General features: G+C 67.0%; 24 protein-coding genes, 1 pseudogene and 2 riboswitches. Of the genes and pseudogenes, 12 read left to right on the top strand and 13 right to left on the bottom strand.

Features of this window, described 5'->3' with window-relative positions:
* Nucleotides 1–24 precede the first annotated feature (24 nt).
* The 5 genes from QFZ33_RS05715 (at nt 25) to QFZ33_RS05695 (ending at nt 4,096) form a co-directional block, all read left to right on the top strand.
* Nucleotides 25–771, top strand: a complete 747-nt coding sequence (locus QFZ33_RS05715; RefSeq protein ID WP_307025636.1) for a hypothetical protein — start codon at nt 25–27, stop codon at nt 769–771.
* Nucleotides 768–1,505, top strand: coding sequence for a hypothetical protein (locus tag QFZ33_RS05710; RefSeq protein ID WP_307025634.1), 738 nt, complete (start codon nt 768–770; stop codon nt 1,503–1,505). Before QFZ33_RS05715 ends, QFZ33_RS05710 begins: the two co-directional genes overlap by 4 nt.
* Before the next feature lie 298 nt (nt 1,506–1,803).
* Nucleotides 1,804–2,625 (top strand): amino acid ABC transporter substrate-binding protein, encoded by an 822-nt coding sequence (locus QFZ33_RS05705; RefSeq protein ID WP_307025632.1) that lies wholly within the window; start codon nt 1,804–1,806, stop codon nt 2,623–2,625.
* A complete protein-coding gene (locus QFZ33_RS05700) occupies nt 2,626–3,291 on the top strand; it encodes an amino acid ABC transporter permease (RefSeq protein WP_307025629.1) in 666 nt (221 codons plus the stop codon). It abuts the gene before it with no gap.
* Nucleotides 3,278–4,096: an amino acid ABC transporter ATP-binding protein gene (locus tag QFZ33_RS05695; protein WP_307025627.1), complete on the top strand. Its 819-nt coding sequence runs from the start codon at nt 3,278–3,280 to the stop codon at nt 4,094–4,096. Before QFZ33_RS05700 ends, QFZ33_RS05695 begins: the two co-directional genes overlap by 14 nt.
* Before the next feature lie 105 nt (nt 4,097–4,201).
* Here QFZ33_RS05695 and QFZ33_RS05690 read toward each other — a convergent pair whose 3' ends face one another.
* The 10 genes from QFZ33_RS05690 to QFZ33_RS05645 form a co-directional block, all read right to left on the bottom strand.
* The gene (locus QFZ33_RS05690) at nt 4,202–7,282 is read right to left on the bottom strand and encodes an alpha-mannosidase (RefSeq protein ID WP_307025625.1); all 3,081 of its coding nucleotides are present in this window, start codon (nt 7,280–7,282) and stop codon (nt 4,202–4,204) included.
* Nucleotides 7,283–7,457: 175 nt separating this feature from the next.
* On the bottom strand, nt 7,458–8,330 hold the full coding sequence (gene fdhD, locus QFZ33_RS05685; protein ID WP_307025623.1) for a formate dehydrogenase accessory sulfurtransferase FdhD: 873 nt from the start codon (nt 8,328–8,330) through the stop codon (nt 7,458–7,460).
* Nucleotides 8,331–8,376: 46 nt separating this feature from the next.
* Nucleotides 8,377–9,969: a molybdopterin-binding protein gene (locus QFZ33_RS05680; RefSeq protein WP_307025621.1), complete on the bottom strand. Its 1,593-nt coding sequence runs from the start codon at nt 9,967–9,969 to the stop codon at nt 8,377–8,379.
* A complete protein-coding gene (locus QFZ33_RS05675; protein ID WP_307025620.1) occupies nt 9,966–10,313 on the bottom strand; it encodes a DUF6457 domain-containing protein in 348 nt (115 codons plus the stop codon). The genes QFZ33_RS05680 and QFZ33_RS05675 overlap by 4 nt, the downstream gene beginning before the upstream one ends.
* A gap of 36 nt (nt 10,314–10,349) precedes the next feature.
* Nucleotides 10,350–10,943 carry a molybdenum cofactor guanylyltransferase gene (gene mobA, locus QFZ33_RS05670; RefSeq protein WP_307025618.1) on the bottom strand — a complete coding sequence of 198 codons (594 nt, stop codon included), beginning with the start codon at nt 10,941–10,943 and terminating at the stop codon, nt 10,350–10,352.
* Nucleotides 10,944–10,978: 35 nt separating this feature from the next.
* Nucleotides 10,979–11,479 (bottom strand): HNH endonuclease, encoded by a 501-nt coding sequence (locus tag QFZ33_RS05665; RefSeq protein WP_003804664.1) that lies wholly within the window; start codon nt 11,477–11,479, stop codon nt 10,979–10,981.
* A gap of 222 nt (nt 11,480–11,701) precedes the next feature.
* Nucleotides 11,702–12,490, bottom strand: coding sequence for an NlpC/P60 family protein (locus QFZ33_RS05660; RefSeq protein WP_307025615.1), 789 nt, complete (start codon nt 12,488–12,490; stop codon nt 11,702–11,704).
* 99 nt (nt 12,491–12,589) lie between these two features.
* Entirely contained in the window at nt 12,590–13,300 is a 711-nt protein-coding gene (locus QFZ33_RS05655; protein ID WP_307025613.1) for a C40 family peptidase, read from the bottom strand.
* A gap of 52 nt (nt 13,301–13,352) precedes the next feature.
* Nucleotides 13,353–13,523, bottom strand: a riboswitch (cyclic di-AMP (ydaO/yuaA leader).
* 136 nt (nt 13,524–13,659) lie between these two features.
* Nucleotides 13,660–14,484, bottom strand: a complete 825-nt coding sequence (locus QFZ33_RS05650) for a M23 family metallopeptidase (RefSeq protein ID WP_307031676.1) — start codon at nt 14,482–14,484, stop codon at nt 13,660–13,662.
* An 11-nt stretch (nt 14,485–14,495) separates the two neighbouring features.
* Nucleotides 14,496–14,737, bottom strand: a riboswitch (cyclic di-AMP (ydaO/yuaA leader).
* Between the two features lie 149 nt (nt 14,738–14,886).
* Nucleotides 14,887–15,582 (bottom strand): metal-dependent transcriptional regulator, encoded by a 696-nt coding sequence (locus QFZ33_RS05645; protein WP_307025611.1) that lies wholly within the window; start codon nt 15,580–15,582, stop codon nt 14,887–14,889.
* A gap of 347 nt (nt 15,583–15,929) precedes the next feature.
* Between QFZ33_RS05645 and serC the strand changes: the two genes are divergently transcribed.
* Nucleotides 15,930–17,060, top strand: coding sequence for a phosphoserine transaminase (serC, locus tag QFZ33_RS05640; protein WP_307025609.1), 1,131 nt, complete (start codon nt 15,930–15,932; stop codon nt 17,058–17,060).
* A 142-nt stretch (nt 17,061–17,202) separates the two neighbouring features.
* On the opposite strand, the gene QFZ33_RS05635 is transcribed toward serC, so the two are convergent.
* Together QFZ33_RS05635 and QFZ33_RS05630 are read right to left on the bottom strand one after the other, a co-directional pair.
* Nucleotides 17,203–17,760 carry a DUF3027 domain-containing protein gene (locus QFZ33_RS05635; RefSeq protein ID WP_307025607.1) on the bottom strand — a complete coding sequence of 186 codons (558 nt, stop codon included), beginning with the start codon at nt 17,758–17,760 and terminating at the stop codon, nt 17,203–17,205.
* Between the two features lie 7 nt (nt 17,761–17,767).
* Nucleotides 17,768–18,151: a cold-shock protein gene (locus tag QFZ33_RS05630; RefSeq protein ID WP_214847161.1), complete on the bottom strand. Its 384-nt coding sequence runs from the start codon at nt 18,149–18,151 to the stop codon at nt 17,768–17,770.
* A gap of 183 nt (nt 18,152–18,334) precedes the next feature.
* Here QFZ33_RS05630 and QFZ33_RS05625 point away from each other — a divergent pair, with 183 nt between their 5' ends.
* From QFZ33_RS05625 to QFZ33_RS05600, 6 genes and pseudogenes are all read left to right on the top strand, one after another.
* On the top strand, nt 18,335–18,568 hold the full coding sequence (locus QFZ33_RS05625; RefSeq protein ID WP_307025604.1) for a hypothetical protein: 234 nt from the start codon (nt 18,335–18,337) through the stop codon (nt 18,566–18,568).
* Nucleotides 18,569–18,578: 10 nt separating this feature from the next.
* Nucleotides 18,579–21,072 (top strand): annotated as a pseudogene (locus QFZ33_RS05620) (helicase-associated domain-containing protein).
* Between the two features lie 13 nt (nt 21,073–21,085).
* Nucleotides 21,086–22,729 (top strand): DNA repair helicase XPB, encoded by a 1,644-nt coding sequence (locus tag QFZ33_RS05615; RefSeq protein WP_214847155.1) that lies wholly within the window; start codon nt 21,086–21,088, stop codon nt 22,727–22,729.
* 60 nt (nt 22,730–22,789) lie between these two features.
* Nucleotides 22,790–23,503 (top strand): response regulator transcription factor, encoded by a 714-nt coding sequence (locus QFZ33_RS05610; RefSeq protein WP_214847153.1) that lies wholly within the window; start codon nt 22,790–22,792, stop codon nt 23,501–23,503.
* Nucleotides 23,504–23,577: 74 nt separating this feature from the next.
* On the top strand, nt 23,578–25,065 hold the full coding sequence (locus QFZ33_RS05605) for a sensor histidine kinase (RefSeq protein WP_307031674.1): 1,488 nt from the start codon (nt 23,578–23,580) through the stop codon (nt 25,063–25,065).
* Between the two features lie 127 nt (nt 25,066–25,192).
* Nucleotides 25,193–25,480 (top strand): WXG100 family type VII secretion target, encoded by a 288-nt coding sequence (locus tag QFZ33_RS05600; RefSeq protein ID WP_307025600.1) that lies wholly within the window; start codon nt 25,193–25,195, stop codon nt 25,478–25,480.
* 47 nt (nt 25,481–25,527) lie between these two features.
* On the opposite strand, the gene QFZ33_RS05595 is transcribed toward QFZ33_RS05600, so the two are convergent.
* Nucleotides 25,528–26,565, bottom strand: a complete 1,038-nt coding sequence (locus QFZ33_RS05595; protein WP_307025599.1) for a ribonuclease HI family protein — start codon at nt 26,563–26,565, stop codon at nt 25,528–25,530.
* Nucleotides 26,566–26,603 lie beyond the last annotated feature (38 nt).

Below are 26,603 nucleotides of genomic sequence, written 5' to 3'. Positions count from 1 at the left end.
CATTCGTTCACCAGAGAGCGTTTCATGCCCCTCCCCGCCAAAGCATTCCAGCGCTGGCTAAATGGCGTGGCACCGGACACCAGCACGGCCGATATCTGCAGGGTCTCCGGGGTCAAGCGCACCACCCTCGCCCAGCAGCTGGTGCGGGGAAAGGTTGCCGAGACTACTGTCGTGAGCATCAGCCGGGCCTACAACATCAATCCGGTCGCCGCGCTGGCCACCTTTGACACGTACAGCGACCTCGCCAGTTCCTCCCTCCCTCCTTCCGACAAGGAACTGGTAAGCCAAATCGCCACCGTCGACCTGCTGCGTGCCGTCATTGTCCGCACCGCACCCATGGGCTCCACCGGCACAGGCTGCACGGCTACTGGCCAGCCGGAACTCAGCCCGCCGCCGCATGCCACTTCCGTGAAGAACTGGGTGGACGCAATCGACGACGGCGAACTCCGGCACCGCGTCTCCGCCGCTACCGGCGTCGCCCCGCAGAACTACTCCGCTCAACTGACCGCCAACCGGCTCGCCCCGGAACTTGCCGTCGCCACCTCCCGGGCTGCCGGCGTCGGACTGGCCGGCGGACTGGTGGCTACGGGGCTGGTGACCGAAGCGGAAGCCGGCTGGCCGCCGGGCGCACGGCAGGCGGCCCTGGACCGGCTCAGCGACGGCGACCTGGCCGCCCTGGCCGGCGAACGCCTCCAGGCGCTGGGCAAGACCCTCCGGCGGCAGGAGCAGGACCAGGAACAGACCGAAAGAATCTGGGAGAACCTGGTATGAGCGAAATTCTCCCGTGGATAACACTGGTTGTGTGCGCCGGTGCCGCCCTGGCCCGGATTCCGAGCGCACTGCGCGGACTGAACCCAACCCTGTTCTTCATCTTCCTGCTGGCGACGGCTGCCGCAGTCCTGAGTATCGAACAGTTCTACATGGCCATCGACGGAGCCCTCGGCGGAGTCAACATTGCGCACGTCCTGCTGCGCCTGATTGTTTTCGCCACGATCTTCCTCATCGCAGTCCGCGTCACGAAGGGGTTTGGTGCCCCCGACGCCCACCGCATGATCGCCGGGCGTCCGGGGCTGGGCATGCTCGCGATTTTCTCAGCTGGCCTCGTGACGGTCTTCCTTATGATGGAACCGGCCCCCTCGTCAGTGCGTTTCAGGGATGCCGGCGCGGTCAGCGCCCGGAATGAGGCCCTGCTTCCGTACTACTGGGCTGCCGCGCGGGGCTACGTGGCTTACGTCTCGCTGGCACTGCTGCCTGCCCTGCTCCGCAGCGTCAAGGAAAGCCTGCCCCCGCTCATCAGGACCGGGGCGGCCCTGATGGCGGCCGGAGCGGTGGCCACTGTGGCCGGTCTCTGCCTTGAATTTGCGCCGCCCCAGCTCCTCGTCGTCGCGCCGGCGGTGAACAACGGGGCGGTGGTTTTCTACATATCCGGCCTTATTCTGGTCTGGCTGGCACGCGTCAAGGTTGCCAGCCGTGGGAGTCACGGAACGTCATCTACCGAAAGGTAGCGGAGCGGGATTCACAAAATCATTAGACCGTGAGAGAATCATGAATGTGTGAAAGTAGTTGCTGCCTGGCTCACAAGCTGTGGCGCCTGCCGGATCGCACATTGGGGGGATGAGTGGTGGCGGCCGTTGGGGACCGCCCCCACTCAGCCTTTTTAACGGCCCGCCTTTCAGAACCCCCAGCCCCCGTATGATGGCGAAATAAAAGGTCTTTGCCAATGCGTTGCAGGCACTGGCACCGCGGGAGCCGGATCCGGCCGCCGCGATGCCTACCGCAGCAGCCTGAAGAAGGGTACCCGCCATGAACCGTGTCCATTCCCGCCGCTCCGCTCTTGCGGCCACCCTTGCCGGACTGGCACTGGCTCTGACGGCCTGCGGCGGCGGGGGTTCCCAGGCTCCGGCTGCCAGCAACTCGGACACGTCACTCAGCGATGTGAAATCCAAGGGCGAGATCGTCGTCGCCACCGAGGGCACCTACAAGCCCTTTAGCTTCCACGCGGAGGGAGCCGGCGACCTGACCGGCTACGACGTCGAGATCGCCCGCGCCGTGGCTGACAAGCTCGGAGTGAAGGCCACCTTCCAGGAAACCCAGTTCGACGGGATATTCGCCGGCCTCGACGCCAAGCGGTTCGACACCATCGCCAACCAGATTTCCATCAACGCGGAACGCAAGGCCAAGTACGACTTCTCCAAGCCGTACACCGTCTCCACGGGCGTGATCGTGACGAAGGCGGACAACAGCAGCATTACCAGCTTTGAGAGCCTCAAGGGCAAGACCACAGCGCAGTCGCTCACCAGCAACTTCTACAAGTTGGCCGTGGACGCGGGCGCCAATGTGCAGTCCGTGGAGGGCTGGGCTCAAGGCGTGACGCTGGTCCGGCAGGGACGCGTGGACGCCATCGTCAATGACAAGCTCACCTATCTCGACTACGCGAAGACCAATCCGGATGCCGGGCTGAAGATCGCCGCTGAAACCAAGGAGAAGTCCGAAAGCGCCTTCGTGTTCCGCAAGGGCTCCACGGAGCTCACAAAGGCGGTAGACAAGGCGCTGGACGACCTCCGTGCTGACGGGACGCTGGCCAAGGTCTCGGACAAGTACTTCAGCACGGACGTCACCAAGTAGATGCCGTCGAACTGGGATCTCATCTGGAGCTCCTTCGGCCCTATTGTCACGGGCGCAGTCACCGGCACCATCCCGCTGACGCTTGCTTCATTCGCCATCGGCCTCGCGCTGGCGCTGCTGGTGGCGCTGATGCGGCTAAGCCGGAACGCCGTGGTGTCCGGTCTGGCGCGGTTCTACGTTTCGGTGATCCGCGGCACCCCGCTTCTGGTGCAGCTTTTTGTAATCTTCTACGGCCTGCCGAGCCTGGGCGTGAAGCTCGATCCATGGCCCAGCGCCATCATCGCCTTTTCGCTGAACATCGGCGGCTATGCGGCCGAGGTCATCAGGGCCGCCATCCTGTCGGTGCCCAAGGGCCAGTGGGAAGCCGGCCACACCATCGGCATGTCCCGAAGCCAGTCGCTGCGCCGCATCATCCTGCCGCAGGCTGCGAGGGTGTCCGTGCCGCCGCTGTCCAACACCTTCATTTCGCTGGTGAAGGACACGTCGCTGGCCTCGCTCATCCTGGTCACGGAGCTGTTCCGCAACGCCCAGCAGATCGCGGCCTTCAGCCAGGAGTTCATGGTGCTGTATCTCGAGGCTGCCCTGGTCTACTGGATCATTTGCCTGGCGCTCTCCTCCGGGCAGTCCGTGCTTGAAAGGAGACTGGACCGCTATGTCGCCCACTGACGGAGCAGCACACGCCGCACCCCAGGCCGCCGCATCTCAGGGCAGGCCGGTGCTGTCGGTCCGCAACCTCGCGAAGGCGTTCGGCAGCAACGTGGTGCTGCGGGACATCGACCTCGACGTCCGCCGCGGCAACGTCGTGGCCCTGATCGGGCCGTCAGGTTCGGGCAAGACCACCGTGCTGCGATCGCTGAACGGACTGGAAACGCCCGACGCCGGGACAGTCACCTTTGCGGGTCCCGGAACCGAGCTCGCGCTAAATTTCTCCGCCAAGGTCTCCAAGAAAGAGATTTCGGACCTGCGGGACCGCAGCGCCATGGTGTTCCAGCACTACAACCTGTTCCCGCACATGACCGTCCTGCAGAACGTCATCGAAGGACCGGTCCAGGTCCAGAAGCGCAAGCGGGCCGAGGCGGTGGCCGCGGCCGAAAAGCTCCTAGCCAGGGTGGGGCTGGCGGACAAGCGCGACGCCTACCCGTTCGAGCTCTCCGGCGGCCAGCAGCAGCGCGTGGGCATAGTGCGTGCCCTGGCCCTGAAACCCCAGCTGCTGCTGTTCGATGAGCCCACGTCGGCGCTGGACCCGGAACTCGTGGGTGACGTCCTGGGCGTCATCCAGGAACTTGCCGACGAGGGGTGGACCATGGTCATCGTCACCCACGAGCTTGCCTTCGCCCGCCAGGTGGCAGACGAGGTCATCTTCATGGACGGCGGCGTGGTGGTGGAGCGCGGACCGGCCGCAGAGGTCCTCCGGGCGCCACGGCAGGAGCGAACCCGGCAGTTCGTCCGGCGGCTGCTGCACGAATTCTGAGCTGCACGATTTCTCAGCTGGACGATTTTTAAGCACGGTAATGCCGGCAGCGCCCGCCTATGGCTCGGGCGCTGCCGGCAAACCTAGCTCAGCGGCAAACCCAGCTCAGCGAGCAAACCTCAGGGTCACCAGCTGGAACGGCCGCAGCGTGAGCTCAGCGGAGTCCGCCCCGGCCACCACGCCTGTCGCGTCGACCGGCCGCTCGAGCAGGTCCACGGCCAGGATTCCGGTGGCCGGGAAGTTGGCGCTCAGGCGTCCGGCCGAGCGCTGGCCCAGTGATTCGTACAGCCGGACGATGACGTCTCCCGAGCCGTCTTCGGCCAGCTTCACGGCTTCGACCACCAGGGCCGGGTTGTCCACCGTAACCAGCGCCCCGGCCGGGTGCGCGCCCAGCACCGTCCTCGGCGCGAGGTTGGCGCGGTAACCCTCTTCCACGGCCTCGGCGATTCCCGCTGCCGGACGAATCCAGACGTCAAGCACGTGCCTGCCGCGGTCCGCCTGGGGGTCGGGGAACTTGGCAGCGCGCAGCAGCGAGAGCCGGACGGTGGTGGTGGTCCCGCCGTCGTCCCGGACAGACCGGGCGACGTCGTGCCCGTACGTGGAGGCGTTGGCGATGGCCACGCCGTACCCAGGTTCTGAAACGTGGATCCAGCGGTGCGCGCAGATCTCGAACTTGGCCGCCTCCCACGAGGTGTTCACGTGGGTCGGCCGGAAGACGTGGCCGAACTGGGTTTCCGCCGCCGACCGGTCCGCCCTCAGGTCCAGCGGGAACCCCAGTTTGAGCAGCTTCTCGCGCTCCTGCCAGTCAACCTCGGTGGAGATGCCCAGGGACGGGCTGCCCGCCGCCAGCGTGACGCGCTGGGTGATGCGGGAGGAGCCGGTGAGCCGTTCCACCACGACGACGGCGTCCCCGCCGTTCCGCTCCAGCCTCACCTCCGCGGCGTCGGTAAGGCTGGTGACGTTCCGCCGGTAGAACTCGTCGATGTCCCAGGCGTCCCATTCGTTGGGGGTGTCCCGGTGCAGTTCCAGGTGGTTTCCGAACTGGCCGGGGGCGACGGCCTCGCGGCCGGTCCCGTGGTCCCGCAGCGACGTCAGGAGCCCGTTGTCATCCAGTACGGCACGGATAACGCCGTTGTCCAGGACAAAGCCGCCGTACAGCGGCGTGGCCTGAACTGCCTCCCGGGCCGGCACTGCATTCTGGGTTGGCGCAACATCCTGGGCTGGCGCAGCGTCCAGGGTTGCCACAGGCACTCCGGCCGCGAGCGCCGGGACTCCCAGGCGGGCATGCGGGCTGGCGTTGAGCAGGAACTCCTGCGTGCCTTCGCCCAGGAGGGCCGCGGCCGCCCCGCTGATGAGGGTTTCCAGCCCCTTGGCCACGGCCGCGTAGTTGCGTTCGGCGTCCTGGTGCACCCAGGCGATGGCGCTGCCGGGCAGTATGTCGTGGAACTGCTGCAGCAGGACCAGCTGCCACAGCCGCTTCAGCTCGGCCGCGGGGTACGTGTACTCCCCGCCGGAGCGGACGGCGGCAGTGGCGCACCACAGCTCCGCCTCGCGGAGGAGGTGCTCGGACCGACGGTTGCCCTGCTTGGTCCTGGCCTGGCTGGTGTAGGTGCCGCGGTGCAGCTCCAAGTACATCTCCCCCACCCAGACCGGCAGCGCTTTGTACTCTGCCTCGGCCTGCTCAAAGAAGCTGCGCGGAGTTCCGATCCGGACTTTCGGCGAGCCTTCCAGGTCGGCGGCGCGGTGCGCGGCAGCGACCATCTCCCGCGTCGGTCCGCCACCGCCGTCGCCGTAGCCGAAGGGGACGAGCGAGATGGTGCCGTGGCCGTGGTCCCGGTAGTTGCGCTCGGCGTGCGCCAGATCCCGGCCGCTGAGTTCGGAGTTGTACGTGTCCACCGGCGGGAAGTGCGTGAAGACGCGGGTGCCGTCAATGCCCTCCCAGTTGAAGGTGTGGTGCGGCATCCGGTTGATCTGGTTCCAGGAGATCTTCTGGGTCAGGAACCAGCGGCTGCCCGCGGCCTTGACGATCTGCGGCAGGGCTGCGGAGTACCCGAAGGAGTCCGGTAGCCAGGCTTCCCTGCACTCGACGTCGAATTCCTTGAGGAAGAAGCTCTTGCCTTCGACGAACTGCCGGGCCATGGCCTCACCGCCAGGCATGTTGGTGTCAGACTCCACCCACATGCCGCCCACGGGAATGAACTGGCCGGACTTCACCTTTTCCCGGATGCGGCCGAACAGTTCGGGGTAGAACTCCTTGATCCAGGCCATCTGCTGCGCGGAGGAGCAGGAGAAGACAAAGTCCGGATCCTCGTCCATGAGGGCAACAACGTTGGAAAAGGTCCGGGCGCACTTGCGCATGGTTTCCCGGACAGGCCACAGCCAGGCCGAATCGATGTGCGCATGCCCGGTGGCCAGCAACTGGTGGGCCGAGGCGTAGGCAGGCCTGGCCAGCACCTCCGCCAGCGCTGCCCGCCCGGCGGGCGCTGTGCCGGCGACGTCGTCCGGGTCCATGATGTCCATCATGCGTTCCAGGGCACGGAGGATCTCGTGCCGCCGCGGCAGTTCGGTGGGCAGCTCATGCATGAGGCCGCTGAGTGTCAGCACGTCCTGCTGGAGCTCCCACACTGCTCGGTTCAGCTCCGCGATGGCGATGCTGCCCAGGCGGTACTGCGGTTCGTTGCCCGCGGTGGCCTTGTCCCCGTACGGAGTCGGCGCGAAGCTCCAGCCCTGGGCAACATCAGGATTGGCTGCTGCCTCCACATAGAAGTCCACAGCGAGCCCGCTACCCAGCAGCTTCAGCGGGATGTGCTGGTTGCGGGGCGAGATGGCCTTCATGACACTGCCGTCCGGGCGCCACGCGATCCCCTCGCACTGGAAGCCGGGGATCTCCGTGGTGAACCCGAGGTCCACGACAATCTCCACCTCGGTATCCGGCGCGGTTCCCCAGGCGTCCGGCACCTCTCCCTGAAGCCGCAGCCACTTGGTGCTCCACGGGCGCCCCCAGGCGGCACCGTGTTCCTGCGGCCCGAACTCCTGGCGCAGGGCCTCCAGAACCGGGACGGGTTCATCCGGAACGTCCCAGCTGCTCAGCTCCAGGGGCACGCTGCGCCCATAAATGGCAGGGGTGATCCGTTCGCGGACAAAGCGGTCCAGGCGGACTTCCGTGATCCGGCGGTCGTCGTGCAATGTGTACCTCTTTAGTACGTGAAAGCTGAAGCGGGCTGTGCTGGCTTTCGTGGGGGCATGGGCGGCGCGGTCAGCTTGGGTCCGGGCAGTTCAGCTACCTTATGAGCGGATCAACGGTTCCATTCGATGGATAAAATCTACTGCCTGGGCGTCCGGCCGCCAAGGGGCCACGCGTCTACTGTGGCACCGGCGAAGGCGTGGAGATGCGGCCGGCACCTGTGTAGACGTTCAGGCTGGTGCCCCGGCTGAACCCTGCAAGCGTGACGCCGGTGGATTCGGCCAGCTCCACGGCAAGGCTGGATGGAGCGCTGACCGCGGCGAGCACCGGGATGCCGGCCAATGCGGCCTTCTGGACTAGCTCAAAAGAGGCCCGCCCCGACACCTGGAGCACGGTGTTCGTGAGCGGTAGCCGCCGTTCGCGCAGGGCCCAGCCAACCACCTTGTCCACCGCGTTGTGCCTGCCCACGTCCTCCCGGAGGCACAGCAACTCTGCACCGCCGTCGTCGTCAATCCTGAACAGTCCGGCAGCGTGCACTCCCCCGGTGACTTCGAAGACGGCCTGCGCCTCCCGCAACCTGTCCGGCAGGGAGGCAAGCGTTTCGACCGGAACGGTGAGCTGGTCGGCGGCGGGGTTGAAGTGCGAGGACTTGGTGACCGATTCAATGGAGTCCGTGCCGCAGATCCCGCACGAGCTGGACGTGTAGACGTGCCGCCCGGTGTCCGGCAGTGGCACATCTGGCCGCAGCTGGGCTTCGACCACGTTAAATGTCTGGATCCCGTTTTCGTCTTCGCCGGCGCAGAACCTGAGCGAGATCAGCTGATCGGCTTCCCAGATGACGCCCTCGGAGACGAGGAAGCCTGCCACCAGGTCGAAGTCGTCCCCGGGCGTCCGCATAGTGACCGAGTACGAAAGGTTGCCCAGCCGGATCTCGAGCGGTTCCTCCACGGCGAGCACGTCCTCGCGGTGCCGGACCGGGAACTCCAATGCCGCGGCCGAGCCGTCCAGGACGTAGCGGTGCACCTTGCGTCGTTGCGTTACACGGCCCATGCGAGACTCCGCGCTGAGTGGCTGTTCATGCCTCCATCATTGCACCTCAGTCGAGCAGGGCACTCCAGTCCACCGGCCCGTTCTGGGCTCCCTGCTTGGCGGACGCCCGGGACGCAGACTTCCGTGCCGGGCTCTTGGGTTTGGGTTCGGCGGTCTTGGGCTCAGGGATGGCCGGGCCCCAGGGCAGGGCGAAAGCCGGCACCATCTCGCCGAGCTGCACGCCGTGCGGCGGCACCACCAGGACGCCGTCGGCCGACGCCAGTCCGCGCATCATGCCCGGGCCGGTGTGCTGCGCGGGCGAGGCCATGCCGTAGAGGAGGCGGAAGGGCATCAGCCGCGTGCGGCCGGGGTCGGGCTCGAGCATGGTGCCGGAGGGGACTTCCCGGACCGGCGGCAGCTGGCCATGTCCGAGGGAAGCCAGGAGCGGCGCGCCCACCGTGGACAATGCCATCATGGCCGCCAGCGGGTTGCCCGGCAGCCCCAGCACGAAGCGCCCGTCCGGAAGTTCCGCGAGGACGGCGGGGTGTCCGGGCCGCATTGCCACGCCGTCAATGATCAGCCGTCCGCCCAGTTCGGCCACGGCACGCCTGAAGTGATCGTTGCCGGAACGGCCGGTGCCACCGGTGGTGATGACGACGTCGGCCGGCAGGTTCAGTGCCTCAGGGAGGCCTGAATCCTCGAGGCCCTCCAGCCATTCCGTGTAGCTGTCCCCGATGCGGACCTGTTCACGGCACAGGCCGCCCAGCATCTCCACGACCGTGGCCAGCTGTGGCCCGAACGTGTCACGCACCCGCCCGGGCTCGGGCAGTCCCTGCTCCACCACTTCGGAGCCTGTCAGCACCAGCTTCACCACCGGTTTGCCGAGCACCTCCACCTCGTCATACCCGGCCAGGGCGGCGAGGGCCACATGGGCGGGATTCAGCACGGCGCCGGTCCTGACCAGCACGTCCCCGGCGGTTGCTTCCTCTGCGGCCTTCCGGATGTGCTGGCCGTTCCTCGGTTCGCCGGGTCGGGCGGCGCTTCCCAGCGTCAGGACAGGCAGGCCGTCGTCGTCCGTGGACATCACACCGCTCTCGGTGCGCAGCACCGCCTTGCCGCCCGGGGGAATCAGTCCGCCCGTCACAATCACGCTCGCCTGGTGCGGTGCGAGACGCTGCCCCGGCTCGGCCAGGATCCATGGACCTGTTCCGTTAACGGCCCAGCCGTCCATGGCCGACGACGCATAGTGCGGCATGTCCTGGCGGGCGGTGATGTCCGCGGCCAGAGTCCGGCCCACGGCGTCACGCAAGGGAACAGGTGCCGCGGGTATCGGGGCAGCACAGTCGAAGGCGGCCTGCCGGGCCTCCGCCCAGGTGTGCGCCAGGTGCTTCGCCGGCGCGTCCGGCTCCACCTCGGCGTCCGGCTCCACGTGTGCGTCCGGCTCCACGTGTGCGTCCGGCTCCACGTGTGCGTCCGGCTCCACGTGTGCGTCCGGCTCCACGTGTGCGTCCGGTTCCACCCCGGCGGGTTCGGCGTCGGCACCGGGTTTGGCGTCCGACGCAGGCTCGGCTTCGGAGCCGGAAGCAGTTGCGTCGTCGGCAGCGGTTGCGTCCCCGGAGGAGTATGGGTCGGTAGAGCGGTGCTCGGGCGCGGCTGTCATTCCCCCGGGGTCCCGGTGGGCGCCGAAGTTCCGGCGGTACCTGCGGCCGGGGCACCCGCAGCAGCCTGCGCCTCATCGGCGGCGTAGGCCTTGGCAACGGCACGGGCCACGTCCATGGCGCCCTGCATGGCGTGGACGTCCGGAGCCTGGCCCGAAGCACATCCCAAGCCGGCGGCGAGGCCTGCTATGAAGGTGGTGAGGGGTGCCGCGGGACGCACCACGGAGTGCGCGGCAACCCCCGCGACGGACAACACCTCGTTGATGTCCACGTCCACATCCTCGAGCTCGAAGGCCCGCAGCAGCAGACGGCACCACTCCTCAAGCGTCTCGTCCTGGCTTTTCATGCCTGCCTCCAAATCCACGGCGGTCCGGAATGCGGGTCATTGCTCCCGGACAGCTACTCCCAACGCGGCCGCATCGTCCCAGGTGTCCACGTCGTCCGTGGAGCCCGCGGGGACAACCACAGCCTGCACGTCAAGACTAGCAAGGAGGGCGAAGACTGACCCGTGCACGAGGGCGTTGCGTGCCACGGCAGCCTGCACGGAGCGTTCCAGCGCAGCTGTGCCATAAAAACCCGCCAGCGGCTGCAGCCGCCCGTCGGCCGATGCCGCCATGACGCCGTCAGCCCCCGCGCCGGGGAGAGAGTCCAGGAGGGCGCGGACAGCATTGCCCACACGCGGCATGTCGCACGCGAGAACCAGGACCATGTCCGCGGGGTCTGCACCCCGCAGCGCGGCCAGGCCCGCGGCGATTGCCGCCGCAGGACCCGCAAAAGGCGGGTCCTCACGCGAGGTGAGAACCTCACCGGGAAGGCCCGCCGCCTCAGGTCCCACCACAACAGTGTGCCGGGCACCCGCGGCAGCCGCGAGGGAACGCTCAAGGAGGGTAGCGCCGTCGTACATCAGGGCAGACTTGGGTGAGCCGCCCAGTCGCGAGGAGCGGCCGCCGGCCAGGATTATTGCGTCAAAGTCCACCTACCCAGCGTAAGCCTGGAAGGCTCAGGCTGGAGTCAGGCTGCTCTTTCCGGAAGCAGGAACGGATCCCACGCCGGTGTGGGCTTCTCCAGCTCCTTGATCTGCCACATCGTGCCCACCGGTGGCGCCGGATCGAACCGGAGCTTCCAGCCCATTTCGCTGGGCGTGTGGTCGCCCTTGACGTTGTTGCAGCGAAGGCAGGCTGCGACGAGGTTCTCCCAGGAGTCCGCACCGCCCCGCGATTTCGGCTGGACATGGTCTATGGTGTGGGCTGCCTTGCCGCAGTAGGCGCACCGGTGGCCGTCGCGGCGAAGCACACCGCGCCTGCTCACCGCGGTGATCATGTTGTACCGGGGGCGGATGTAGCGGTTGAGGAGAATCACGGACGGGCGGCCCATGATGTCCTGTGGCCCGACGACAGGATCGTCGCCTTCGGCCACCACGCTTGCCTTTCCGGTGAGCACAAGGACCAGCGCCCGGCGGAATGTCACAACCGCCAGCGGTTCATATCCAGCATTCAGAACGAGAGTGCGCATGCACATACCTCTTCACGGCCGCACCCGGCAGAGGCGCGAGGGCCGGCTGCCCTCTGCATGTCCGGGCTATGGATCGACACCATAAGAGTAAACACTCACTAGCCAGATGAGCGAATCGAACACAAGCATCGCCATGGCGTGTCACCAAAAATTCATGCGGGGGCAAACAAAAAAGGACCCCCGCCATGCTGGCGGGGGTCCTTCCGTAACGCTTGGGGTGTCTTAGCCGCCGACGCGGATGAAGACCGGGCCGGAGCCGACGTTCACGCTGAACAGTGCGGTGGTTCCGCCGTTCCAGCCACCGTGGACGGCCTGGCCGTTGCCGACGTACACAGCGATGTGGGCCAGGCCCATGCCGCCGTTCTGGTAGTAGGCGAGGTCGCCCGGCCGGGCCTCAGCAGCGCTGACAGTGCGGCCGAGGGACAGGTAGCCTGCCGGCCATCCGTGGTAGTGGATGCCCACAGCTGCGAGTGCGTTGGTGGCCAGGGCGGTGCAGTCCTGGGAGACGCCCAGCTGCGCGTAGGCCGCAGCAGCGATTGCAGCGCCCTTGCCGCTGGCGGCAGTGGTCTTCGGCGCTGCCGGGGCAGCGGTTTCGACGGCGGCCGTGGCCTGGACTGCGGGTGCGGCTTCAGCAACCGGAGCAGCCTCAACGGCGGGAGCCGCTTCCTGGACCTTGACGACAGGCTTGGGGGCCTCGACGACGGGAGCCGGGGCGGTGGAGACAGCAGGCTTCTCGTAGGAGATCGCGATGCTGGATGCAGCGGAGATGGCGGCCGGTGCAGCGGACTCGACTTCCAGGGTGGAAGCTGCGGCGGATTCGCGCTGAACGTTGGTTTCAGCAGCGTTGGCGGCGATGCCGCTGGTCAGGACAAGACCGGAAGCAGCAGCGATAACTGCCGCCTGGCGGCCCATGCCACCGGCGTTGTCGCCGACGGCCTTGGCAATGACAGCCAGCGAGTTGGTCTTGGTGACCTCGGCGCGGTGGCGTGCAATGGTCGCACGTGTAGTCATTAATTTCTCTCTTTCGTGTTCCACGGACCGCGGTAGCAGGCGTGGGTTATCGACGCGCCGGCATCTTGGGGGTAAGCCGGCCCGTCTCGAATCGGATTTTTAGCGAAGGGTGAAGAAGGAGGACGTGCCCGTGGCGGACACCGCGTGCAGGAGCGTTCCGTCCGAGGGGTTCAGCGCGCTGATCATCATGCCGTTGCCGACGTAGATGCCCACATGGGCGCCGCCGTTCTGCATGACCAGGTCGCCGGGAGCAGGCGTCGAAGTGGGCTTCATGGCGTTCCACGCGTTGACACGGGGAATGCTGATGCCTGCCTGAGCGTAAACCCACTGGGTGAAGCCGGAGCAGTCCCAGCCGCTGGGGGTTGTGCCGCCCCAGACGTACGGGTTGCCGATGCCGGTGTACGCGATCGCAGCCAGCCCTGACGCTGCGGCGGAGGCCGCACCATCGGTGGACTTGGCGGTGACGGCCTGGGCCGCACCGGCGCTCTCGTCGCTGGCCTGGCCTGCGTCGCCCGCCGGGCCCTCATCGCTCGACTGCGGAGCAATGGTTTCGGCGACCGGGGCGGCCACCGTGGTGACGGCAGGACGCTCGAAGGTGACAGTGGCGGTTGGCGCGGCCGTCACAGCAAGCTGCGCGGCCTGGGATCCGGTCTCCGAGGAGGCGGAAACACCAATGTTGGCGTCGGCTGCGTTGGCAGGCATGCCAACGCTCAGGATGAGACCTGAAGCGGCTGCGATAACAGCTGCCTGGCGACCAACTGTGCCGGCATTGGCGCTAACCGCCTTGGACACGGAGTCCAAGGGGTTCATACGAACCGTTTGCGCGCGGTGGCGCGCGGCATTGTGGCGTGAAGACACGAAGGTAGCCTCTCCCAATGCCTGCGAGGTGAGCTGTCGGATTCGGATGGGAGTGCACCCGGCCGCTCCGCTTCCTGAGAAGCTTTGCGACTTAACCCCAAGGCCTTCTTGCGAAGACCAAAATTGGTTCCCCCGCCCCTGCCAGACGATGTAATGCGAACGGACCTTGAGCGGTGGCAGAGCTAGGCAATCCACTCAAGAGCGTCAACTTCGGAAAAGTTGACGCGGTTTAGACGGTACAGCAGTTCGGAGCTAATGTCACATTCAGGTCACGGCGTGTCACAGGAATGAGAGTGCTCACTCGACTGGGCTCAGAGCCAGCCGGTGGGATCAACGACATCCCCGTTGACCATCACCTCGAAGTGGAGGTGGCAGCCGGTGGACGCGCCGGTGGTCCCGCTGAGGGCGATCGCTTCACCGCGGGTGACCTTTTGGCCAACCTCGACGCTGGAGGACGACAGGTGGTTGTACGTGGTCTCCAAGCCGTTGCCGTGGTCGATGACCACGCGGTTGCCTCCCCCGTACGGATGCCAGCCCGAGAAGGTGACCTTGCCGCTGGCAGCAGCAAGCACTTGCGTGCCGCACTGGGCGGCGAAGTCCTGGCCGCGGTGGAACTCGCCGGCGCCGCCGGTGATCGGGCTGACCCGGTAACCGAACGGAGAGGACTTGACCAGCGTGGTCAGCGGCCCGCCCAGGGTGCCCACCGAAGCCGCACGCTTGATACTCCCGGCCGACTGGGCACTCAGGAGCTGCTTGAGCTTTCCGTCCGGGTCACCGGTGGTGGAGACGGACGTGCGGCTGAAGTCGATCTTTGCTGCCGCTTCCGCGGAGACCTTCGGCTGGGCCGGTGAGGCGGCGGACGCGGATGCCCCTCCCTGCTGCTCTCCGGCAGCCAGGACGGGGCTGGTCGCGGGAACAGTCACGGTCAGCAGCAGGCCGGTGGCGGCAAGGGCCACTCCAGCCTTTTGCCCGACGCCACTGGCCGAGGCGAAATCCGTAACCTGCCGGAACGGACCCCGACGGCGGCGGCGCGCTTCACGCTGGGCGTCCCGGGGGCGGTCCGCGGCAATGGCCTCCGCGAGGCGCGGCTCAGGAGCGGGACCGGTCGCGCGGCGGCGGCCCCGGGCATTCTGCATGGACAAGTACTGCTTCCTCTCTGGATAGCCTGCGAAGTTAGCTGTCGGATTCGGGTCAGAGAGTTCGGACCCGGCCCGCCATAACAAGCCATTCCGGCACAGGGGTATCCCGGGAGGATTCCTTCTGCGGAAGAGACTTGCTGCTGCGGACTTCACCCCAAGGCTGTAAGAACAGCCGGTTGTGGTTCCCCCGCCCCTGCCAGTGGGTGACTCGTGCTACTGATCTGCTGGCAAGGTTCGGCTCCAGATCAGGTAACGCTTGTGCATCGGCGTTGCCGTTTAACTATAGATGATTAAGGGGCGCAGTAATAATTCCGTTATATTCACTGTGCACAAGTGGTAGGTCATCCTGCCTGCAGATGTCAGACAGGACGGCGGCATCCGGCCTGGCGCCTTTGGGAGCTAGTCCACGCGCACGAACACGTGCGCAGCGACTTCCGGCGGCAGCTCAAGGGCGCCCTCAAACCCGGGCACGCGGACAGAAATGTACTCCCCCACACGTTCAAGCGAGACGGCGGCGCCCGGCCGGATCCCGCCCTCATCGAGCTGGAGGAGCAGTTCCGGCTCCACCTGGATGGGTTCCGCGAGGCGGCTGACGGTGACCTTGGATTCCGGGCCGTAGCTGGTCATGGCGTCGAGCAGGTTCACCACGCCGTCCGAGAACGGGCGGGCGGGCTGCCCGCCGAGTGCGGCCAGGCCGGGAATCGGGTTGCCGTAGGGGGACTCCGTGGGGTGGTCGAGCAGTTCGTAGATCCTGCGCTCCACCCGTTCACTCATGACGTGTTCCCACCGGCAGGCCTCGTCATGGACGTAGGCCCAGTCCAGGCCGATCACGTCCGCGAGGAGGCGCTCGGCGAGGCGGTGCTTGCGCATGACCTCGGTGGCGCGCTTGCGGCCCACCTCGGTCAGTTCAAGGTGGCGGTCGCCGGAGACGACGACGAGGCCGTCCCGCTCCATCCTGCCGATGGTCTGCGAAACGGTGGGGCCTGAGTGGCGGAGACGTTCGGCAATGCGTGCCCGAAGCGCCACGATGTTCTCTTCCTCCAGCTCCAAAATGGTGCGAAGGTACATCTCCGTGGTGTCGATCAGATCCGTCATTCAGCTCAGCTCCTCGAGCACAGTAATTGCGTCCGTCCCACCGTACCGCGGGCCCGCCGCACCGGGATCCGGCAAGCTGCAGCGGCGGTCGCATGTTCGACGGCGGCGCAGCGCCGGCTGTCTGCCCGTACGTCCAGTGCAAGCTTAGCCTATTTTGAATTAGTCCAAATAATCCGCATGGCGGGCGGCGGACGCCGTCTCAATGACTGGACTATGACGGTGGCGTGTTCCCGCGGTATCCGTGCTTCGGGCAGAATAAGGAGGGTCTTCGTGGCGGCCATGGTTGCCTGCCGGCCACCGCCCCGACCCAGCCGAACCGCACTTCCATGCCGAAAATTGGAGCCATTGTGAGCGACACGAGCATCACTATTCCCGCAAACCTCCTGCCCAAGGACGGACGGTTCGGCGCCGGTCCCTCCAAGGTCAGGCCTGAGCAGATCGAGGCGCTCTCCGCGGCCGCCACGACGCTCCTGGGCACGTCCCACCGCCAGGCCCCGGTGAAGAACCTCGTGGGATCCGTCCGCGAAGGCCTGAGCACCTTCTTCCGTTCCCCCGAAGGCTACGAGGTTGTCCTCGGCGTCGGCGGTTCCACCGCATTCTGGGACGTCGCCAGCTTCGGCCTCGTGGAAGAGAAGGCACAGCACCTGTCCTTCGGCGAGTTCGGGTCCAAGTTCGCTGCGGCCACGAACAAGGCGCCGTTCCTTGCGGAGTCCTCCATCATCAAGTCCGAGCCCGGCACCTGCCCCGCCCCCAAAGCCGAGGCCGGCGTTGACGTGTACGCCTGGCCGCAGAATGAGACCTCAACGGGTGTTGCCGCGCCCGTCCAGCGGGTGAACGGCGCCGACGAGGGCGCGCTGGTGCTGGTGGACGCAACCTCGGCTGCCGGCGGCCTCGACGTCGACGTGGCCCAGACAGATGTCTACTACTTCGCACCGCAGAAGAACTTCGCCTCCGACGGCGGGCTGTGGCTGGGCCTCTTCTCCCCGGCCGCGCTGGAGCGGGCTGAGCGCGTCAAGGCCAGCGGGCGCTGGATTCCGGACTTCCTGGACCTGAAGACTGCCATCGACAACTCCAAGCTCAACCAGACGTACAACACCCCGTCGCTGTCCACGCTCGTCACGCTGGATGCCCAAGTGCAGTGGCTGAACGCCAACGGCGGCCTGGACTTCGCCGCCGGACGCACGGCCGACTCGGCCGGACGCATCTACAAGTGGGCGGAAGCTTCCGAATTCGCCACGCCGTTCGTTGCCAATGCCGCCGAGCGTTCCAACGTCATCGCCACCATCGACTTCGATGACTCGATCGACGCCACCGCCATTGCCAAGGTGCTCCGCGCCAACGGCATCGTGGACACCGAGCCCTACCGGAAGCTGGGACGCAACCAGTTGCGCATCGCCACCTTCGTGGCCATCGAGCCGTCCGATGTCTCCGCCCTGCTGGAGTGCATCGACTACGTGGTGGGCGAACTGAAGAAGTAGCCAGCCAGCTTTGAGTTTTTGTACAGATAATCGCGGTTCGATGGCCTTTTAGCCGCATTACCTGTACAAAAACTCATTCAAGCGTCAGCGTTCGACGGCGTCGTCCGGGCTTGCGTCCGGCCGGCGCCGTCCGTCGTTGTGTTTAGTCGCGTTCTTGAGCGTCGGGCTGTGTTTCGCCGCTGGGCTCTGTTTCAGCGTCAACCCCTGTTTCGGTGTCGGGCTCTGCTTCAGCGTCAGCCCCTGTTTCGGCGTCGGGCTCTGTTTCAGAACCAGTCGAGGCCTCAGCCGGAGCTTCCTGCTCGTCCTGATCCTGGGCGTCCTCAGGGCGTACGCGCTCGGCCCACGGCACCCATTCCGGGGCGAGGATCGAGTCTTCGGACGGGAGCAGGCCAAGCTCGTTGACCGTGATCACCTTGGAGCGGGAGTTGCGGGTCAGGACGGCATACCACTGCCAGCCGAGGTATCCCGGCAGCCGTGATTCGAAAAGGTGCGTCACCACGCGGTCGCCCTCGGTCCGGGCGGCCAGGTGGTCCCCGATTTCGGATGCCTCCGCGATGCCTTCGATGGCGGTCCGGGCCGCGTCCACGGCAGCGGCCAGCACGGCGTCAGGCTTCCCCGTTCGCCACACCGGGACACCGGTGCGGCGCTTGGGTGCCTTGGGTTCCACCTTGGATTCGGCCTGTTCAGGTTCCGGGTTCATCGGAGGCCTAGGCGTCCAGCTCGTCGGCAACCTTACGCAGGGCGGCGGCAATGGCCTTGCCCTTGTTGCTGTCCGGGTATTTGCCGGACGACAGCGTGCCGGAGAGGTTGTCTAGGACCGTCACCAAGTCCTGCACCAGCGGGGCAAGATCCCTCGCACTGGGGCGCTTGGCCTTTGCGATGGACGGCGTTTTTTCGAGGACGCGTAGGCCGAGGGCCTGGGCGCCCTTGCGTCCGTCTGCCACGCCGAACTCAACCCGTGTGCCGGCCTTCAGTTCCGTAACTCCGGCGGGCAGCGCCGACTTGGGAAGGAACACTTCCTGTCCGTCCTCGCCCGCGAGGAATCCGAAACCTTTGTCCTTGTCGTACCACTTGACCTTGCCGGTAGGCACCTAATCAACCTTCTTCGTTCTGACGTTCTGGGACATGGCCGGCCGTCACCGCATCCGCACTGATGTGCGGGTTCAGGGTATGACTGCCTGGTCCATGTGGGTCTGTTCCTTCAAGGTTATCCTGACTGGCAGGCTAATCCCGCTTTGAGGCGCGGCCGCGGCACTGCTGTTAGCGTTACGTCCATGACATCCGCGCGTATCCGGCGGCCACTGATGGCCGCCGCAGTGCTCCTTGCAGTTTTGTCCCTCGCAGCGGTCGGGGCGGTCATAGCCCTGGCCGCTGCGGGCCAGGCCGCGCCGCAGTGGATCACGTCAACGGCACTCTATGGCCTTCCGGCGGCCTTCCTGCTGATGCTCGTGCTGGTGGTCGACGGCGTTGCCGCCCGCCGCCGCGCAGGAAGCCCCGCCGGGCGGTAACGTTGGACTGATGTCCCTCATTCGAGCGCTCAGCAAGGAACTGGAGGCACGCAGCGACGAGTCGCTGCGGGCTTTGTTCGCTGCGCGGCCGGACCTGATCTCCCCCGGCGTTCCCGACTTCCCCGCCCTGGCCGCCCGCGCCAGCGCGCGGGTGAGCGTGCAGCGGGCCCTGGAACGCCTGAACCGCCCGCAAATGCAGGTCCTGGAGACCCTGCACCTGTGCACCAACACGGACACCGGGCACAGCGCATCGGCCGCGGTGCTGAAGAAGGCCATCGCAGGCTCAACTGTGGCCGCCATCGAGCAGCTCCTGCAGTCGTTGCATGATCTCGCCCTCGTGCAGCGGGCGGAGCCGCCGCACGGGGCGGGCGCCAGCGCCCAGAGGCAGCGTTTCTATCTTCCGGTGAGCAGCCTCAAGGACGTCGTCGGGATCTACCCGGCCGGGCTGGGGCGCAGCTACACCGAGCTGGTCAGGCTGCAGCCGGCCTTCGCCCAGCGCGTTGTCCAACTTGTAGCGGAGCTGCACCGCGGCGGCGCCGCCGTGCAGGCGGCCACCACTCCGATGGACGCAGCGCTGGCGCTGCAGCACTGGACCTCTTCCCCCGAGGGACTGCAAGCGCTCCTCGCCGGCGCCCCGGAAAGGACCACGGCACTGCTGGCCCGGTTCAGCAACTGGGCAATGGGTGCCGTACCCCAGGCCCAGCGGAAGGCCTCCGTCACCGCTGAAGGTCACGACGTCGGGCCCGTCGACTGGCTGCTGGCCCGGGGCCTGCTTGGTGCCGCTGGACGCCGCACATGTGGAACTGCCGCACAGCGTGGGCATTTCCCTGCGCGGCGGCGCCATCATCGACAACTTCTCCCTGACCCCGCCTGCCCCGATGCTCGGCGTCACCACCGCCGCGCTCCGCCGCAATGCGGCGCTCGGGGCGATCGCCGAGACCCTGCGCCTCACCGGCGAACTGCTGCATGCGGTCAGGAACCAGCCCCTGGCCACCCTCCGGAGCGGCGGCGTGGGCATCCGCGAGATGCGCAGGCTCGCCGAGACGCTCCGCGTGGACCACAACACCACCGCGGTGCTGCTGGAGCTCTGCGCCCTTGCGGGCCTGATCCGGCTGGACGTGGACAGCTCGTGCTGGGTGCAGCCTCCCCAGCTGGAGTGGCTCGGGCTGCCGCGGCAGGAACAGTGGCTGTGGCTCGTCAACGCCTGGCTGGCCAGTGAGCGCGCCCCGTCACTCGTGGGGCAGCCCATGAATGGCCAGCCCGCTGGGCCCGCCAACCACCGGCCCGCACCGGCAGCCACCGTCAACGCCCTCTCCGCCGAGGCGCAGCGGTCCGACGCGCCCGTCATCCGCAAGAGGATCCTGGAGATACTGCGGGAGCTGACGCTCGAGGCGGAGATGCCGGACGGGGCGGCGCCCGTGCTCAATGCGGAGGCAGTGCTGCAGCGTGCCGAGTGGTCGCAGCCCCGCATGGCGCGGCGGTTCAGTTCCTTGATCAGCGGCGTCCTTGCCGAGGCGGAGCTGCTAGGGCTGATCGGGTCCGGCGCGCTCAGCCAGCTGGGTGCCGCCATCGCCGCGGACGCGCCTGACGACGCCATGAACCTCCTCGGCGAACACCTCCCTGCGGCCCTCAACCATGTCCTCCTGCAGGCCGACCTGACCGCGGTCGCGCCCGGCTACCTGGCCCCCGACCTGGCCGAGCAGCTCCAGCGGATGGCCGACGCCGAAGGGCAAGGCCCGGCCACGACGTACCGGTTCTCCGCGGAGACCATCCGGCGCGCCCTGGACTCGGGCCAGGACGCTGCAGCCATCCTCGATTTTCTCCGCCGGTACTCCGCCACTGCCGTGCCGCAGCCGTTGCAGTACCTCGTGGAGGACACTGCAGCCAGGCACGGCAAGCTGCGGGTCGGAGCGGCCGCCAGCTTCATCCAAAGCGATGACGAAGCCGCGCTCAGTGAGCTCTGCCGGGAGGCTGCCGCCTCGTCCCTGGGCCTGGTCCGGATCGCCCCCACCGTTCTGGTCTCCATGGCCTCACCCCGGCAGACGGCCCTGGTGCTGCGCGGACTGGGACTGTCACCTGCCGTCGAAGAGGCCGGGTCCGCCGTCGTCCGCCTTAACCGGACCGCGCCCCTTCCGGGCAGCGGGCGCCCCGTCTACAGCGCGCCGCGCACTGCCCTTCCCGACGCCGACGTCACCGCCCAACTCGCCGTGCTCCGCAGCCATGCTGCGGCCGGCTCCGGCGCCAACGGTTCCCGTCCGGCTGCCGCCGGCGGCGAGGAGGCAACCCAGCTGGGTCTGGAGACCCTGCACAAAGCCATCCGGCTCCGGCAAAAAGTGGTGATGAACGTCGTTGACAGCCTAGGGAATGCGAGACTGGAAACGGTTGTTCCGGTCTCCGTGGCGGGCGGACGCGTCCGTGTCTTCGACCCCGCGAAGGACACGGAGCGGGTGCTCTCCATCCACCGGATCATCGATATCGAGGCAGCAGAGGAAATGCAGCAGTGAAGGTTCTACCTGCGTGAATGACGGCCCCCTGATTGTCCAGAGCGACAAAACCATCCTCCTCGAAGTGGACCACGAGCAGGCGACGGCGGCCCGGCACGCCATCGCGGCTTTCGCCGAACTGGAGCGCGCACCCGAGCACATGCACAGCTACCGACTCACGCCGCTGGGGCTTTGGAACGCCCGGGCCGCAGGGCTCGACGCCGAAAAGGTGCTGGATACGCTGCTCACCTATTCCCGGTTCCCCGTTCCGCACTCGCTGCTGATCGACATCGAAGAAACCATGTCCCGGTACGGCCGGTTGCGGCTGGAGAAGGACCCCCAGCACGGGCTGGTCATGCGCACCAGCGACTACCCGGTGCTGGAGGAGGTCAGCAGGGCCAAGAAGATCCAGCCGCTGCTGGGCCCGCGCATCGACGCGGAGACAGTGGTGGTCCATTCCTCCCAGCGCGGCCAGCTGAAGCAGCTGCTGCTGAAGATCGGCTGGCCCGCGGAGGACCTGGCGGGCTACGTCGACGGGACGCCGCACCCCATCATGCTCGACGAGTCGGACTGGAAGCTCCGGCCGTACCAGCGGCTGGCCACGGAGAACTTCTGGGCCGGCGGCAGCGGCGTCGTCGTGCTTCCCTGCGGCGCCGGAAAGACGCTGGTGGGCGCCGCGGCGATGGCCACGAGCTCCACCACAACGCTGATCCTCGTCACCAACACGGTCTCGGCGCGGCAATGGAAGGACGAACTGCTCAGGCGGACCTCGCTGACCGAGGACGAGATCGGCGAGTATTCGGGCGCCGTCAAGGAAGTCCGCCCGGTGACCATCGCAACGTACCAGGTCCTCACCACCAAGCGCGGCGGCCTGTACCCGCACCTTGAGCTCGTCGACGGCCACGACTGGGGCCTGATCATCTATGACGAGGTCCACCTGCTGCCCGCGCCGATCTTCCGGATGACGGCGGACCTGCAGGCGCGGCGACGGCTCGGCCTGACGGCGACGCTGGTGCGTGAAGACGGCCGGGAGGGGGAGGTTTTCAGTCTCATCGGCCCCAAGCGCTACGACGCGCCATGGAAGGACATCGAGGCCCAGGGCTACATCGCCCCCGCGGACTGCGTGGAGGTACGCGTGGATCTTCCCAAGGATGAGCGCGTGGCGTATGCCATGGCCGAGGATGCGGACAAGTACCGGCTGTGCGCCACATCCGAGACGAAGACCCTCGTGGCCGAACAGCTGGTGGCGCACCACCGCGGCGAGCAGGTCCTGGTGATCGGGCAGTACATCGACCAGCTCGACGAGCTCGGCGAGCGGCTGGATGCCCCGGTCATCAAGGGCGAAACCTCGGTCAAGGCCCGCCAGAAGCTCTTTGACGCCTTCCGCGCCGGGGAAGTCCAGACCCTTGTGGTGTCCAAGGTGGCCAATTTTTCCATCGACCTGCCCGAGGCCTCGGTGGCCATCCAGGTCTCCGGCTCCTTCGGTTCGCGCCAGGAGGAGGCCCAGCGGCTCGGGCGTCTGCTGCGGCCCAAACAGGACGGGCGCGCGGCACGGTTCTACTCACTCGTTGCCCGGGACACCCTGGACCAGGATTTCGCTGCCAAGCGCCAACGTTTCCTTGCCGAGCAGGGCTACGCCTACCGCATCATGGACGCCAAGGACGTCGAATCCTGCTGACCCAAGCAACACACAACATTCATCCAGAAAACTCCCAGATTCTGGGAGCATCATGGGAGTATGAAAAAGAACAGCGCCGAAGCGAAGCTCCTCGTGGTTGATGACGAACCGAACATCCGCGAGCTGCTCTCCACGTCATTGCGCTTCGCCGGCTTTGAAGTGGTGTCCGCGGGGAACGGGCGGGAGGCGCTGGCTGCCGTTGAGGCGCACGCACCCGACCTCGCGGTGCTGGACGTCATGCTTCCGGACATGGACGGCTTCACCGTCACCCGCCGGCTGCGTGCGGCAGGCAAGCATTTCCCTGTCCTCTTCCTGACCGCAAAGGACGACACCGAGGACAAGGTCACCGGGCTGACGGTGGGCGGGGACGACTACGTCACCAAGCCCTTCAGCCTTGATGAGGTGGTGGCCCGCATCCGTGCCGTGCTCCGCAGGACGCAGCCGCTGCTGGAGGATGACGAGGCCGTTATCCGGGTGGACGACCTGGAGCTCGACGACGACGCCCACGAGGTGCGCCGCGGCGGCAAGGTGATCGAGCTGTCCCCCACCGAATTCAAGCTGTTGCGGTACCTGATGCTCAATCCGAACCGGGTCCTGTCCAAGGCACAAATCCTGGACCACGTCTGGGAATACGACTTCAATGGTGACGCCTCCATCGTCGAGTCCTACATCTCCTACCTGCGGCGCAAGGTGGACATCGATCCCGACGCCCCGGCCCTCATCCAGACCAAGCGCGGCGTCGGCTACGTGCTGCGGACAGCCGAAAAGCGCTGACCTTGCTGGAGCGATGGAAGTCGGCGCTGGAGCGCTGGAAGTCCGCCAACCTCCGGTCCCAGCTGGTGGCCATCATGATGGCCCTCTTGCTGGTGGCCCTGGCCGTGACCGGGACAGGCGCGCTGACGCTGCTGCGCGGCTACCTTGAAGGCCAGGTGGACGACAAACTGCGGGCTGCCGTCGACGCCGCCCAGCGGCAGCGCTCCATCTCCCCCATTGCCAACCCGGTAGTGCCTTCGGATTACACGGTGACGCTCTACTATCCGGGAGCCGGACCAACGCCCATTGACGACAAGGATGACCGCCCCGACATCGCGTCCGTCTCCGTCAACGAGGCCCGTGAGAGTGATGTCCGGCCGTATCAGGTTCGGGGCACCGACGGTAAGAACTGGCGCGTGGTGGCTGTTCCCGTGGTTGTTGGCAGCGAACAGCAGCGCGCAGTGGTGGTCATCGGGCTGCCGCTGTCCCCGGTGGATGAGGTACTGCGCCACGCCACCCTGGTGGTGGTGGGTGTTGGGCTGCTGACGCTCATCCTGGCCTTCTTCATCGCCAACTGGACGGTGACCAGGTCCTTCCGCCCGCTTGCCAGGGTGGAGAAGACCGCCGCCGCCATCGCCGCCGGCGACCTGTCGCGCCGCGTCGATGTGGAGAACCCGTCCACGGAAGTGGGCCGCCTGGGCAGGTCCCTGAACGCCATGCTCGCGCACATCGAGGCGGCCTTCGCAGCCCGGATGGCCTCCGAAGACCGGATGCGCCGGTTTGCCGCGGATGCCTCCCACGAGCTACGGACCCCGCTGGTGACGATCCGGGGTTACTCAGAGCTCTACCGGCACGGCGCGCTGCAATCCCCGGAGGATGTGGCCAGCGCCATGGGCCGGATCGAGAGTGAGGCCAAACGGATGGGCTCCATGGTGGAGGACCTTCTGCTGCTGGCACGGCTCGACGAGCAGCGGCCGCTGCAGTGCAAGCCCATCGACCTGCAGCTCCTCGCCCACGACGCCGTGGTGGACACCCAGGCCAGCGAACGGAAGCGCACCATCACCCTGACCGGCCTGCACAACGGCAGCGCCGAACCGGCGCCGGTGCTCGGCGACGAGGCGAAGCTGCGCCAGGTTATCGGCAACCTGGTGGGCAATGCGCTGCGCTACACGCCCGGGGGAACACCCATCGAACTCGCCGTGGGCGTCCGGCGGGCCGACGACGGTTCCGCCCAGTCCGTCCTGGAGGTCCGGGACCACGGCCCCGGAATCTCCGACGCGGAGGCGCCCAAGGTCTTTGAGCGCTTCTACCGGGCCGACACGTCACGCACCCGGGAGACGGGCGGCAGCGGGCTGGGCCTTGCCATCGTGGCCGCCATTGTAGGCTCGCACGGCGGCTCCGTCCGGGTGGAAGGTACCGACGGCGGCGGCGCAACACTCGTGGTCAGCCTCCCCTTCCGGGAGGACTCCCCAGACGCGGACAACATCGAAGCGGACAGCATCGGGACGTTCTCGGACAGCGTTGCGGGAGATAGCAATGCCAGCGGGGACCGGGCTGCCGGCGGGAACCGGTTATCCAGATAGCGGAACCCGCTGTGGCACCGTCTGCCGGCGGGTTCCTAGGCTCGACGTAGTGGGCCGGAATGGCCGGTCCGCCAGCCATTGCGACTGTCCTGCCGGGGCAGTCCCCCAGGATGTCGAGAGGCCCGCCATGAGCATCATTTCCGTCGATACCGAGCTACTGCAGGTGAAATCAGCCAACGTCAAGGCGACCGTTGACCGGATCAGCGCCGACGTCCAGGCCATGAAGCATGGGCTGGATGAACTGCAGGCCACGTGGCGCGGTGCGGCTGCCACCAACTTCCAGGCGCTCGTTGCCGAGTGGACGCTGACACAGGGCAAGGTCGAGGCCTCCCTCGCCTCCATCAACCTGGCTTTGTCGTCGGCTGCCGACACCTATGCGCAGGCGGAACAGGGCAACGCGCAGCGCTTCAGCTGACGCCGGCGCCCAGTCACCGGCAGCCGAGCCCAGGGTTCGGCGGCAGCTCAGGCTTCAGGCGTGCCCTGGTGGAACCGAAGGCGCCATTGTTCGCCGTCCAGGACCCACAGTGAGCTTCGCAGGGCTGAGCCGGCGCGGGAGTAGCTGCGGTACGTCAGCAGGACCGTGTCCGTGCCGATCCGGTCGGCGCTGAGCACGTCCAGATCGACAGGACCGGCCGGGCTTTCCTCGAGTGACATCATCATGGCGTCGCGGGTCCAGAAGCGTCCGGCTGTCCCGATTTCCGTGAAGTCAGGGTGCAGGAGCTGACCCGTCCGCCCGATGTCGCTGCGGACATCCGGGCGGAGGAGCTCGCGTTCCAAGGCCTCGACAGTTTCTTCGGGCGTGGCGCCTTCCGGTGATTCCGCAAACACATCGGCGCCCAGTTCGCTGAAGAGATCAGGCTCTCCGGAGCCGAAGAGAGCCGGGGTTTCGGACTCGGAGCGAAGCCTGGTGCCGGCTTCCGCGCGGGCGGGAGTGCCGGCTTCCGCGCGGGTGGGTGTTTCGGATTCAAACAGCGAAGGGATACCGCCCTCGCCGCGGCCCTCTTTGACGGCCCGCCGGCCCGTTGCCGGTTCCGCGTCGGGGAATCCCGGACCTGAGCGGGCGGCAACGCCCTGCTGGTAGGCGATGGCCACGGCCCTGGCGCGCTCGTCGGCGGCTTCGTTCAGCTCGTGCCCCGCGTGGCCCTTGACCCATTCGAACCTGTACTTCCGCCCGGCGAGCTCCCGGTCGATGTCCTTGAGGATGTCCACGTTCAGCACGGGTTTGCCATCCGCCTTGCGCCACCCTTTGCGCTTCCATCCCGGCATCCACTTCGTCACGGAGTTGATCACGTACTGGCTGTCGCAAAGTATGTGCAGGTCCTCGTCCGGGAGGTGTGCCGTGGAGCGGAAGAGGTCCAGGACGGCCATCAGCTCACCCTGGTTGTTGGTGCCGTGCGGCCAGCCGCCAGCCCGCCAGCAGTCGTCGTTCACGTACCAGGCCCACCCCGCGGGACCCGGGTTTCCCAATGCCGAACCGTCGGCTGCTGCAGTAATCGTCACCGAACCATCCTGCCAGACTGCGCGGAAAAAAATGCGCA

Source organism: Arthrobacter globiformis (genome assembly GCF_030815865.1).
GTDB classification, from domain to species: domain Bacteria; phylum Actinomycetota; class Actinomycetes; order Actinomycetales; family Micrococcaceae; genus Arthrobacter; species Arthrobacter globiformis_B.
This window is presented reverse-complemented; position numbering and strand designations above follow the sequence as displayed.

Coding starts and splice junctions, on each gene's coding strand:
- QFZ33_RS05705 (WP_307025632.1), top strand. CDS start 1,804: ATGAACCGTGTCCATTCCCGCCGCTCCGCTCTTGCGGCCACCCTTGCC.
- QFZ33_RS05635 (WP_307025607.1), bottom strand. CDS start 17,760: ATGAACCCGGAACCTGAACAGGCCGAATCCAAGGTGGAACCCAAGGCA.
- fdhD (WP_307025623.1), bottom strand. CDS start 8,330: ATGGGCCGTGTAACGCAACGACGCAAGGTGCACCGCTACGTCCTGGAC.
- QFZ33_RS05700 (WP_307025629.1), top strand. CDS start 2,626: ATGCCGTCGAACTGGGATCTCATCTGGAGCTCCTTCGGCCCTATTGTC.
- QFZ33_RS05660 (WP_307025615.1), bottom strand. CDS start 12,490: ATGACTACACGTGCGACCATTGCACGCCACCGCGCCGAGGTCACCAAG.
- QFZ33_RS05675 (WP_307025620.1), bottom strand. CDS start 10,313: ATGAAAAGCCAGGACGAGACGCTTGAGGAGTGGTGCCGTCTGCTGCTG.
- QFZ33_RS05650 (WP_307031676.1), bottom strand. CDS start 14,484: ATGCAGAATGCCCGGGGCCGCCGCCGCGCGACCGGTCCCGCTCCTGAG.
- QFZ33_RS05605 (WP_307031674.1), top strand. CDS start 23,578: ATGATGGCCCTCTTGCTGGTGGCCCTGGCCGTGACCGGGACAGGCGCG.
- QFZ33_RS05680 (WP_307025621.1), bottom strand. CDS start 9,969: ATGACAGCCGCGCCCGAGCACCGCTCTACCGACCCATACTCCTCCGGG.
- QFZ33_RS05715 (WP_307025636.1), top strand. CDS start 25: ATGCCCCTCCCCGCCAAAGCATTCCAGCGCTGGCTAAATGGCGTGGCA.
- QFZ33_RS05710 (WP_307025634.1), top strand. CDS start 768: ATGAGCGAAATTCTCCCGTGGATAACACTGGTTGTGTGCGCCGGTGCC.
- QFZ33_RS05665 (WP_003804664.1), bottom strand. CDS start 11,479: ATGCGCACTCTCGTTCTGAATGCTGGATATGAACCGCTGGCGGTTGTG.
- QFZ33_RS05600 (WP_307025600.1), top strand. CDS start 25,193: ATGAGCATCATTTCCGTCGATACCGAGCTACTGCAGGTGAAATCAGCC.
- QFZ33_RS05610 (WP_214847153.1), top strand. CDS start 22,790: ATGAAAAAGAACAGCGCCGAAGCGAAGCTCCTCGTGGTTGATGACGAA.
- QFZ33_RS05655 (WP_307025613.1), bottom strand. CDS start 13,300: ATGAACCCCTTGGACTCCGTGTCCAAGGCGGTTAGCGCCAATGCCGGC.
- QFZ33_RS05695 (WP_307025627.1), top strand. CDS start 3,278: ATGTCGCCCACTGACGGAGCAGCACACGCCGCACCCCAGGCCGCCGCA.
- QFZ33_RS05625 (WP_307025604.1), top strand. CDS start 18,335: ATGACATCCGCGCGTATCCGGCGGCCACTGATGGCCGCCGCAGTGCTC.
- QFZ33_RS05645 (WP_307025611.1), bottom strand. CDS start 15,582: ATGACGGATCTGATCGACACCACGGAGATGTACCTTCGCACCATTTTG.